This window comes from Pseudoalteromonas sp. Isolate3 (assembly GCF_022398505.1).
GTDB classification, from domain to species: Bacteria; Pseudomonadota; Gammaproteobacteria; order Enterobacterales; family Alteromonadaceae; genus Pseudoalteromonas; species Pseudoalteromonas apostichopi.
The window spans coordinates 1-11,947 of the sequence record NZ_JAKEVN010000007.1; the positions used below are offsets into that span (position 1 = coordinate 1).

Annotated in this window: 7 protein-coding genes; 2 read left to right on the forward strand and 5 right to left on the reverse strand. The window is 42.9% G+C overall.

The window, feature by feature from the left end:
* Positions 1 to 635: 635 nt before the first annotated feature.
* The 4 genes from gcvP to L1D46_RS02850 all read right to left on the reverse strand — a co-directional run bounded on the left by gcvP (position 636) and on the right by L1D46_RS02850 (position 6,029).
* The gene (gene gcvP, locus L1D46_RS02835) at positions 636 to 3,527 is read right to left on the reverse strand and encodes an aminomethyl-transferring glycine dehydrogenase (RefSeq protein ID WP_178927305.1); all 2,892 of its coding nucleotides are present in this window, start codon (positions 3,525 to 3,527) and stop codon (positions 636 to 638) included.
* A gap of 199 nt (positions 3,528 to 3,726) precedes the next feature.
* Positions 3,727 to 4,116 carry a glycine cleavage system protein GcvH gene (gene gcvH / locus L1D46_RS02840; RefSeq protein ID WP_054551324.1) on the reverse strand — a complete coding sequence of 130 codons (390 nt, stop codon included), beginning with the start codon at positions 4,114 to 4,116 and terminating at the stop codon, positions 3,727 to 3,729.
* A gap of 51 nt (positions 4,117 to 4,167) precedes the next feature.
* Entirely contained in the window at positions 4,168 to 5,250 is a 1,083-nt protein-coding gene (gene gcvT, locus L1D46_RS02845) for a glycine cleavage system aminomethyltransferase GcvT (RefSeq protein WP_130050853.1), read from the reverse strand.
* A 179-nt stretch (positions 5,251 to 5,429) separates the two neighbouring features.
* On the reverse strand, positions 5,430 to 6,029 hold the full coding sequence (locus tag L1D46_RS02850) for a hypothetical protein (protein WP_130050852.1): 600 nt from the start codon (positions 6,027 to 6,029) through the stop codon (positions 5,430 to 5,432).
* A gap of 124 nt (positions 6,030 to 6,153) precedes the next feature.
* Between L1D46_RS02850 and L1D46_RS02855 the strand changes: the two genes are divergently transcribed.
* Together L1D46_RS02855 and L1D46_RS02860 are read left to right on the forward strand one after the other, a co-directional pair.
* The gene (locus L1D46_RS02855) at positions 6,154 to 6,999 is read left to right on the forward strand and encodes a LysR family transcriptional regulator (protein WP_130050851.1); all 846 of its coding nucleotides are present in this window, start codon (positions 6,154 to 6,156) and stop codon (positions 6,997 to 6,999) included.
* A gap of 729 nt (positions 7,000 to 7,728) precedes the next feature.
* A complete protein-coding gene (locus tag L1D46_RS02860) occupies positions 7,729 to 9,879 on the forward strand; it encodes a TonB-dependent receptor (RefSeq protein ID WP_239976756.1) in 2,151 nt (716 codons plus the stop codon).
* A gap of 692 nt (positions 9,880 to 10,571) precedes the next feature.
* On the opposite strand, the gene L1D46_RS02865 is transcribed toward L1D46_RS02860, so the two are convergent.
* The gene (locus L1D46_RS02865) at positions 10,572 to 11,873 is read right to left on the reverse strand and encodes an MFS transporter (protein WP_239976757.1); all 1,302 of its coding nucleotides are present in this window, start codon (positions 11,871 to 11,873) and stop codon (positions 10,572 to 10,574) included.
* Positions 11,874 to 11,947: the final 74 nt, after the last annotated feature.

Here is an 11,947-nt window from a genome sequence, read left to right on the forward strand (position 1 = left end):
CAATTAACACATTACATCTTCGTTCTAATTCCTGTTTCTTTTTCAAATCCATTTTATTCACTTTAAAAAACCTATTATTTACATATGATTATCTCTTGTAAAATAAGTATACGTCAACATTTTAAAGAAATAGGCTCAGGTCTTGCTTTTTGACTTTACTCTAACTTTTTCGCGCGAAATAAATTTCACGCCTACGGCATCGGGTTTAGCTTTGGTTGTGTGCAAGCACAATCTGACTTAAAACTTATAGCTTAAAGCTCCTTTACTCTTTCCCCTAGCAACTCGCTAACTAGTATTTTTAATCTAACTTCTAACGACTGATATCTAATAACTCTTTTTTCGGCGTTAAAACGCCTCCTACAACTCGAAACTCGTTCCTCGTAACTTTCCCCTAGCAACTCGCTAACTAGTATTTTTAATCTAACTTCTAACAACTGATATCTAATACCTCCATTTTTGTTCGGCGTTAAAACGCCTCCTACAACTCGAAACTCGTTCTTCGCAACTTTCCCCTAGCAACTCGCTAACTTATTTCTTAATCTGATAGCTGACGGCTGAAAGCTGATAGCTTTTCTCCAACAAAAAAGCCGCTACATTGCTGCAACGGCTTTTTGGCATTTGAATTTAATCAAACCTTAGTCACGGTATGTCTCAACCGCTGGGCATGAACAAACTAGGTTACGGTCGCCGTATACGTCATCGATACGGGTTACTGTAGGCCAGAATTTGTCTTTTGCTACGCTTGGTACAGGGAATGCTGCGTAGAAACGGTCGTATGCACGGTCCCACTCATTGCCTAGTACGTCTGCTTGTGTGTGCGGTGCAAACACTAGCGGGTTGTTTTCAATTGACCATTCGCCAGATGCGATACGGTCGATCTCTGACTTGATTGACACCATTGCTTCGATGAAACGGTCGATCTCAACTTTAGACTCAGACTCAGTTGGCTCAATCATTAGTGTGCCCGCTACTGGGAATGACATAGTTGGTGAATGGAAACCGTAGTCTTGTAGACGTTTAGCTACGTCCATTTCTGTAACGCCTGTTTGCTCTTTGATTGGGCGTAGGTCAACAATACACTCGTGCGCAACGCGGTTGTTACGGCCACGGTATAAAATTGGGTAGTGCTCGCTTAGCTTCTCAGATAAGTAGTTAGCGTTCACGATAGCCATTTCTGTTGCTTGTTTTAAGCCTTCAGAGCCCATCATGGCAATGTATGCCCACGAGATTGGTAAAATAGCTGCTGAGCCGTAAGGGGCAGCAGAAACCGCGCCGTTACCGATGTTTGTGCCAGCAACATTAATTACGCTGTGGTTAGGCATAAATGGCGCTAGGTGAGATTTAACACCGATAGGGCCAACACCTGGACCACCACCACCGTGTGGAATACAGAATGTTTTGTGTAGGTTAAGGTGCGATACGTCAGAACCGATTGAACCTGGGCTTGTAACACCAACTTGCGCGTTCATGTTTGCGCCGTCCATGTACACTTGACCGCCGTGCTGGTGCACGATGTCACAGATTTCACGAATTGTTTCTTCGTAAACACCGTGTGTAGATGGGTAAGTGATCATGATACAAGATAGGTTTTCAGATACCTCTTCGGCTTTCGCTTTAAGGTCTGCCATATCAACGTTACCGTTTTTATCACAGTCAACAACCACGATTTTCATGCTTGCCATTTGTGCAGACGCTGGGTTTGTACCGTGCGCTGAACTTGGGATCAAACATACGTTACGGTGACCTTCACCGCGTGACTCGTGGTATTTACGAATTGCGATTAAGCCTGCATATTCACCTTGTGCACCTGAGTTAGGTTGTAGTGAAACTGCATCGTAACCTGTGATGTTTACTAACCAATCATGTAGCTCAGTCATCATGATTTGGTAACCCGCTGCCTGATCAAGTGGGCAGAATGGGTGTAAATTTGCAAACTCAGGCCAAGTGATTGGGATCATCTCAGCTGTCGCATTAAGTTTCATGGTACATGAACCTAATGAGATCATTGAGTGGTTAAGCGCTAAATCTTTGTTCTCTAGGCGCTTGATGTAACGCAACATTTCAGTCTCGCTGTGGTACGAGTTGAAGTTAGGGTGCGTTAAAATTTCGTCATCGCGTACTAGGCTTGCAGGAATAGAGTTGCTGCCGTTTACTTCGATTTCGTTCGCCAGTGCGTCAACGCTTAGGCCGTGACCTTCACCTAAGATGATGTCGAATAGCTCAGCTACGTCTGCACGGGTTGTTGTTTCTGATACAGAAATTGAGTATTCACCTGCACGGTTAGACGCAAAGTTAACGCCGTTTGCTACTGCTCGTGCAACGATTTCGTCTTTGTTATCTGCAACAACAGTCAGTGTATCGAACCATGTGTCGTGCTTAAGGTTTACGCCTTTCGCTTTTAAGCCTGCAGCTAAGATGTCTGCAAAACGGTGAATACGCTCAGCAATCGTTTTCAGGCCTTGTGGACCGTGGTAAACCGCGTAGAACGCTGCCATGTTCGCTAGTAATACTTGCGCTGTACAGATGTTCGAGTTAGCTTTTTCACGACGAATGTGTTGTTCACGTGTTTGCATTGCCATACGTAGTGCGTCGTTACCTAAACGGTCTTTAGAAACACCGATAATACGACCTGGTAGTGAACGCTTGTACTTGTCGCGTGTTGCGAAGAATGCAGCGTGTGGACCACCGTAACCCATAGGTACACCAAAACGCTGTGCTGAACCAAGTACTACGTCTGCACCTAGTTTACCTGGTGCTTTAAGCATTAATAAGCTCATGATGTCTGCAGCAACACAGGCAATCGCTTTTTTGTCTTGTACTTGTGCAATTAGGTCTGTTACGTCAGTGATTTCACCGGTTGTTGATGGGTATTGGAATAATGCACCAAAAATCTCATGGTTAGCCGCTTCGCTTGCAGGGCCAACTACTACTTCAAAACCAAACTGGTCTGCACGTGTAGCAACAACGTCGATAGTTTGTGTGTGTACGTCATCAGCAATGAAGAAGATGTTTGCTTTTTTAGCTTTAGCAACGCGCTTTGCAAGGCCCATTGCTTCTGCAGCAGCCGTTGACTCGTCAAGTAATGACGCGCTTGCTAAATCAAGACCAGTTAGGTCTAGGGTCATAGTCTGAAAGTTTAATAATGATTCTAAACGACCTTGTGCAATCTCTGGTTGGTATGGTGTATACGCAGTGTACCAGCCTGGGTTCTCAAGTACGTTACGTAAAATTACGTGTGGTACGTGAGTTGGGTGGTAGCCTTGACCGATGTATGATTTGAACACTTTATTTTTGCTTGCTACTGATTTTAAGTAGCTTAGTGTTTCAACTTCAGTGCGGCTTTCGCCAATTGATAAACCTTGCTCTAAGCGAATGCTTGCAGGTACCGTTTGACCGATCAGCTCTTCAACACTCGATACTCCAAGAGCGCTCAGCATGTCGCTTACTTGCGCTGGGCTTGGCCCAATGTGACGGCGAATAAAATCTTGCTTTTGCTCTAATTGTTCAAGAGATTTGGCGTTTGACATTTGTCCAGATTCCTATGATCCAAAAAAAAGTGGTTACTGCCAATGGGTAACTGGCAATAACTTAAAAACAGGTTGATTCAGTAACTTACAGCGTATGGAAAAGTAAGCTATAAAATCATAAAAGCCCCAGTGAAACCCAAGCTACGCATTTAATTAGCTGGGGATCTAGACGGGGCTTTTAGTCGGCGTGACTAATTAATTAGTCTTCGTCGATTGTGTTAGCGTAGCCTTCAGCGTCTAACAGGTTATCAAGCTCTGATGTGTCAGATGCTTTGATACGGAATAACCAACCGTCAGTGTACGGGTCGTTATTTACTGTTTCAGGCGAATCTTCAAGCTCTTCGTTGATTGCAACGATTTCACCGCCAATTGGTGCGTAGATGTCTGATGCTGCTTTTACAGACTCAGCTACTGCGCAGTCTTCACCCGCGTCAACTTCATCACCAACTTCTGGTAATTCAACGAATACCATGTCGCCAAGAAGTTCTTGTGCGTGCTCAGTGATACCTACAGTAAACGTACCGTCACCTTCGTCGCGAACCCACTCGTGTGAAGTAGCATATTTTAATTCGCTTGGGATATTGCTCATCTTTTTGTTCCTTTGGTTTATATTGGGTGATAACACCAAATTTTTTATAGTTTAGATAACTGATTTGCCGTTACGTACAAAGCAAGGTTTAACAACCTTAACGTTAACCAGTTTTTTACGCATCTCTACTTGGGCTGTTTCGCCAGTTGAACGCGGAACGCGTGCTAGCGCAACACTGTGACCAAGGGTTGGTGAGAATGTACCAGAGGTAATCACCCCTTCACCACCTTCAACGATGACTTTTAAACCGCTACGCAATACGCCTTTTTCTTCAAGCACTAAACCAACTAGTTTGTCTGTGCTCTTGTCAGCGCGTTGCTGTTCTAATACTTCACGACCAATAAACTTACGATCTTCTGGCTCCCATGCGATTGTCCACGCCATGTTTGCAGCAAGTGGAGAAACGCTTTCGTCCATATCTAGACCGTAAAGGTTCATACCTGCTTCAAGACGTAATGTATCACGAGCACCTAGACCTGCTGGCGCTACGCCTGCGTCTAGAAGTTGTTGCCATAAATCAGCAGCTTGATCGTTAGGCACTACGATTTCATAACCATCTTCGCCAGTATAGCCTGTTGTCGCAATAAATAAATCACCTGCTTGCACACCAAAGAAAGGCTTCATACCTTCAACAGCAGCTTGTTGCTCTGTAGTAAGTACTGTTGCTGTTTTGGCACGTGCATTTGGGCCTTGAACAGCAATCATTGCAAACTCAGGACGCTCAGTTACCGTTACGGCGAAATCAGCTGAAACTTTAGCTAAATGCGCTAAATCTTTTTCACGAGTTGCTGAGTTAACAACTAAACGGTAGTTCGTTTCTGAGAAGAAGTAGATGATAAGGTCGTCGATTACGCCGCCTTCTTCGTTAAGCATACCTGTGTAAAGTGCTTTACCCGGTACTGTTAACTTAGCAACGTCGTTTGCAACTAGCTTACGTAAGAACGCTTGTGCTTGCTCGCCTTGAATATCGACAATTGTCATGTGAGATACGTCAAACATACCTGCATCTGTGCGAACCGCATTATGCTCTTCGATTTGTGAGCCGTAGTTGATTGGCATTTCCCAGCCGTGGAAATCAACCATTTTTGCGCCAGCTTCTAGGTGCTTAGCATGTAAAACTGTTTTAGAAGTCATAATATTCCTTCACTTTTAAATTAACCCACTAGTGTGGGGCGTGGCCTCAATTTAATGAGGGGGAATAACATGGGCGGCGATTATACATTAGTTGCACAGTTGTCACACCCAAATTGCGATTTTGTAACTAAAAAACAGCTAAACCCCCAAGTGCGTAGCTGTTTTAAATATTTTATGTTTTAAGCAACGTTGGCTAAGGCTAAATCAAAACCGAGCTGCTGTAAGTGCGTTTGCCATTTATCAAGCTCTGCTTGGCGCGCCACCAGCTGAAATTGCTGTGTTGCTTGGTTATCTATCGCAGTAATAAATACCTCACCGCTTTGTGCACCATAACAACTGCGCATGTCTGATAAACGCAGCCCCGGTGTTAGCTTAAAGCTGTCGACCAAGGCATCAAACGCCTGCTCACCACTTAGGGTTAGCGCGCTTAAATCGTCACGCATTACATAATCAATGTCGTAACGTAGTTGTTGCTCATTAATAAGCGACTGTAATTGCACGCTAGCATCTTTACCTAGCACAAAACGAAATGCAGTTTCGTTAAAGTAGTACAGGGCATAAGCGTAGCTGCTTGTTAGGTCATCGTCTAATGAACTACGTAAGCCTAAACCGCTAGCAGTTAGCTTATTAATATCAAGACCTAAAATAGCCGTTAAAAATGGGATTGCTTCAGTGCCACTAAAATCCATAATGGCAATATCGCTATTAGCTCGTAGCACATTATCTGCTGGAGTCTCAGCTTGGCTGTGGCGAGCAAACATTATTGGCGTAAAAGTCATATGTGACACCTATCAATCGTTAATGCTTGAAGTATATTGCGCCGTGCTGGCAACAACAAATTGTAATTATTTATCAATTGATAAATAATGCTTATATATATAGCCCTATAAATAGAATTTTTTAATGAAGAACATTTCTACCGATAGCTTACGTACTTTAGTAACCGTTGTTGAAGTTGGCGGGTTTGCCAAAGCTGGTGAATTATTGGGGCTATCGCAACCTGCTGTGAGCTTACAAATTAAGCGCCTAGAAGACATGCTTGGCCATAAGCTATTTAAAAAACAAGGTCAGCGCCAAGTACTTAATCAATATGGCGAATTGCTTATGCCATTAGCTAAACAAATGCTGCAACAAAACGATGCTATTTTGCAGCAGTTCACCAGCGAAAATGTCACAGGTAAAGTGCGCTTGGGGATCCCAAGTGAATTTGCCGCACGTATTCTACCTTCAATCATTGGTGACTTCGTTGCCCTCTACCCGGATGTATCACTAGAAGTTCGCTCTCGCTTGAGTAAACATTTGTTGTCGGTCTCGCGCCAAGATCAATTCGATTTAGTACTGGCATTAAACGAAGAGCTAGAGTCAGCCAAGTTCCCTATTTTTATGCAAGACCAATTAGTATGGGTAGGCGATTTAAACCTTGCACAAAACGATGTGGTAACGCTAGTCACCGCTCCTGAGGGATGTATTTATCGCCGCAGAGCAATAGAAGCACTACAAAGTGCCGGTATAAAATACCGTATTGCCTACAGTAATGCTGACTTAACCGGCCTGACTGCCGCGTTAAAAGAAGGCTTAGGCATTACTGTGCTCGCAAAAAGCACCGTACCTAATGAGCTGAATTACCAATTACAAACCAAAGACCTACCTGAACTTGGGCAAATAGGTATTAGTTTAATTAAACGCACTGAAGACCCAGGAACCGCCGTCGATAAACTTGCTGAGTTCATCGCCCTGCGTTTGACATAGGTGTGAGTAAGTTAGCAAGTTAGCAAGTTAGCAAGTTAGCAAGTTAGCAAGTTAGCAAGTTAGCAAAATTGTAGCAGCGATTTCATATCGCATAATAAAATGAATATTCACAAAGAGGACAAGAGACGCTGAGCTTTAGAAGAAAACAAAACTCTCTTTTGGCGTGTCTCATTCACTTCTCATTGTCTTCTCTTTGTGCAAAAAATATTGAACCACAGAGTACACCGAGGCGCTTCGCGCTTCATAGAGAAAGTAAAAATCACAAAGAGGGCAAGAGACGCTACGCTTTAGAGGAAAACAAAACTCTCTTTTGGCGTGTCTCATTCTCTTCTCTTTGTGCAAAAAAATATTGTAGATCGTCATTTATGGCGACACATAATCACTAACATTGACGGGCTAAAGCCCGACCTACGAATTACCCGTTGTTTAAGAAATATCGCGCGAAATAAACTTCACGCCTACAGGCGAGCATTTCAATTTAACTATGTGCAGGCACAATCTAGCTTAAAGCTTCTTTGCTCTTTCCCCTTTCTAACTCGCTAACTTGTTAAGTTTTACTTAACACATCACCGAACCGGAATGGTATTACAATACTACTGTAATTTATTTAAACAAGTAAATACAACAACTTACAGATAACAGCACTTTTATTACAAATAGGATTGATTCGCATTATATTACATGTTTTAATTGCGCCCGTTAAAAAAATCTAAATACACAGGACACACAATGACACCTAAGTTTATTGTTTCTACGCTTTCGACTGCGGTCGCTTTATCTTTAAGCGCGAATGCTTTTGCAAAAGATGTAACTAAAGAAGAGAAAAACTTTGAGCAGATCACTGTAATTGGCTCTGCATCAGCAATTAACGATATTCCAGGTTCTGCTACATTCATAGACGAGCAAGAACTAGAAAAGTTTGAATACACTGATATCTCTCGTGTTTTAAGTGCTGTACCTGGTGTATATGTACAAGAAGAAGACGGCTATGGTCTTCGTCCTAATATCGGTATGCGTGGTACAGGCACAGGCCGTAACGACAAAATCTCTGTAATGGAAGATGGTGTACTTGTAGCACCTGCACCTTACTCTGCTCCTTCTGCTTACTACTTCCCTACTATGGGTCGTATGGAGTCTATCGAAGTACTAAAAGGTGCTGCTTCTGTTAAGTATGGTCCGCGTACAACCGGTGGTGTTTTAAACTTAGTTTCGCGTAGCTTACCAACAGAAGGCTCTAAAGGTTTACTTAACGCTGAACTTGGTAGCGATGGTTTCTACAAAGGTCATGCTTACTTCGGTAAAAAGAAAAACAACGCTGCTGGCCTTGTAGAAGTATTTACTTACGGCGCAGATGGCTTTAAAGACTTACCAGTTGGCAGCGACAACACAGGCTTTGAAAAGAACGATTTCTTATTAAAGTTTGGTTTTGACTTTGGTGACAACGAAGCACACAGCCTAGAAATGAAATTAAAGTACTCAGACGAGCGTTCTGACGAAACTTACATGGGTTTAACTGACGCTGATTACCAAGCAACCCCTTATCGTCGTTATGCTGCATCGCAAAACGACGAAATGAACACACAACACAATGCATACCAAATTAACTATGCATACCGTTTTGGTAAAGGTTACGAGCTACTTGCTACAGCTTACTTAAACGACTTCCACCGTAACTGGTATAAAGCAAGTAAAGTAAGCACAAGTTACCTTGAGCAATACAGTGAATTTGAAGCAAACCCAACGAGCGAAGGTATTGAGGGTGTTGGCGTAAAAGCAAATAACCGTGATTACCAAGCAAAAGGCTTACAAACTGAATTCCATATTCCTGCAGGTAACCACTACTTTACTGTTGGAGCACGTTACCATGAAGATGAAATGGATCGTTTCCAGTGGGAAGACAAATACACGCTTAACCAAGACTTATCAATGACGCTAACAGAAAAAGGCGTTCCAGGTTCAAACAGTAACCGTTTAGATAGCGCCGAAGCGACTACCCTTTTCATTCAAGATGAGTGGTCACTTGATGCATTAGTAATTAGCGCTGGTCTTCGCTACGAAGACATCACAATCAAACGTGTTGAATGGGCAAAGTCTGATCCAAACCGTGAAAATGGTTTAACAAAAGACATCAGCAACGACACTGAGATCTTAGTGCCATCTCTAGGTGCAACATACACAGTAAGCGACAACCTAACGCTGCTTGCTGGTATTCAAAAAGGTTACGCACCAGCAGCCCCTGGTAATGCAAACCAAGAAGAAGAAGAGAGTGTCAACATTGAGCTAGGTGGTCGTTACGATTACGCTGGCATTCAAGGTGAAGTAATTTACTTTAACTCTGACTACACAAACATGCACGGTAACTGTACTGCGTCTGTTGGTTGTAGCGATGACAACATTGGCGATCAATACAACTACGGTGAAGTATCGGTGTCTGGTTTTGAGCTAAGCGCAGGTAAAGTGTTTGCTACAAACGCAGCTTCATTCCCAGTTCGCTTAACATACACTTACACTGATTCTGAGTTCGATAATGCATTTGAATCAGATCTTTGGGGTAGCGTAGAAAAAGGCGATGCAATGCCATACGTACCTGAAAACCAATTAGCGTTTTCTGTAGGTGCTGAATTCTCAAGCTTTGTATTCGATACACAAATGCGTTACGTGTCTGATGCACACGCAGACTTAACAGACTCAGGTCGCAATGCAATCGACAGCCGCGTTGTGTGGGATTTAGCTGCTAAATACCTAATCGACGACAAACAAAAAGTGTACTTAACAATAGACAACCTGTTTGACAAAACCTACGTTGCAAACCGTGCAAACGGTGGTATTCAACCTGGCAAACCACGTAGCCTACAACTGGGTTACAGCTACTCGTTTTAATAAAACGTTTTAGCGAAATTTAAAAAGCCGTGTGATGAAAATCCCACGGCTTTTTTGCGGGTGAGAGTTAGTGAGTTGCGAGTTGCGAGTTGCGAGTTGCGAGTTGCGAGTTGCGAGTTTTCAAAATTGTAGCAGCGATTTTATATCGCGTAGTAAATGAAATATGTAGTCGTTCTGCTTACATGACACGTTTTAAATAGATCATCGCGCGAAATAAATTTCACGCCTACGGTGCTAGGTGCTAGGTGCTAGGTGCTAGGTGCTAGGTGCTAACAGCATAGCGTTGGTTTTAGGTTGAGAGTACCTACCCCTTCAATTTTTCAGCGTTATAACGCCTCCTACAACTCGCATCTCGGCCCTCGAAGATCGTACCTCTCCCCTTTACTCTTTCTAACTCGCTAACTTTTTCTATCTGATAGCTGACGGCTGAAAGCTGATAGCTCTTATGCTCAGCGCGCGAAATAAATTTCACGCCTACGGCGTGAGCATTTCACTTTAACTATGCGCAGGCACAATCTAATCTGACTTCTGACGACTGATATCTAATATCTCCTTTTTTCGGCGTTAAAACGCCTCCTACAACTCATATCTCGGTAACTTTTTCATCTGATAGCTTTAGTTTACGATCAAAAAAGCCGCGGTGATGGGCGTACCGCGGCTTTGCATAACTTTATAATTAGTTTGCTAATTTACTACCAGCTTCTCATCTTATGGCCTTTTAAGGCATAGAATAAAATGAATACATAGCTTGGAATCATGACAATATATGCACCTTGTGCGCCAAGGCCAGCAACATTGCCTAAACCAATTAACAATGGGCCGAGTGCACCACCGGCAATACCCATAATAAGTAAGCCTGATGCAGTGCCTGTTAAGCGACCTAAACCAGCTAAAGCCAGTGGCCAAATAGCAGGCCAAACCATTGCATTAGCAAAGCCTAATAACGCAATGCACAAAAGAGGGTCCGGTAACTCAGGGCCACCAAATGGCACTAATAATAAGTTTGAAATAATGAATGAATCATTGCTGCCAAGTACCACTAGCAACACGGTAATAATACCAGCAATACCCGACATTAATAACGCTGTTTGTTGGCTCATAAAGCGCGGGATAGTCAAAATACCAATTGCGTAACCAATCAACATACACGCCATAGTATAAGAGGTCATGACTGAGTAGTCGGCAACGCCAATTTGTAATGCGTAAGAGCCAATTGTGTCTGCCGCAATAACTTCAACAGCAACGTATAGTGCAATACCAACAACACCTAAAACCAAGTGTGGGTGTGCAAGCGTTTCTTTAATTTCACCTTTACCGTTTGATGTTTTGTCTTCATCAAAAACTAAATCAGGTAATGGAGCAAATTTAGCAAATACGGCAAATAACATGATTAAAGCTGCAATCAATACATAGGGCATGATAAGGCTATTAGCCATAATATCTTTTTGTTCTTGCGATAGTTTACCTGCGCCATCTACAACACCGCTTACTACCACTGCAGCAAAAATCACCGGCACGATCACGCCTGCAAATTTGTTTAATAAGCCCATAATACAAACACGCACGGCGGCTGATTTCTCAGAGCCCATTTTAACCACATATGGGTTAACTGCGGTTTGAAGCACGGTTTGCCCAACACCAATCATTAGCTGCGCGAACAAGAAAATCTCGATCATCTGCAGTTTCGCAGCTGGAATATACATCAGCGCCGATAAAGCCATAATCGCACAGCCAATCGCCATACCATTCTTATAGCCAACGCGCTTGATCAGCATGGCCGATGGGATGCCGGCAACTGTTACTGCAATATAAAAAGAAGAGATGATAAACGAAGCTTGTAACGGCGAAAGCTCAAGCATTTGCTGCAAAAATGGTGTGATTGCACCATTAAGCCACGTTATACACCCTAAGATAAAAAACATTGAGCCGGCCAATACCATTGGCAGCCAGATGCTTTGTTTTGTGTTGTTGTCACACTCAACCGTTGCTTCCATAATTGTTCTCTTAGTTTAATTATTTTTATTTGGTTGGAATCTAGTATACAACTCGATAAAGCTGTTTAATTTCC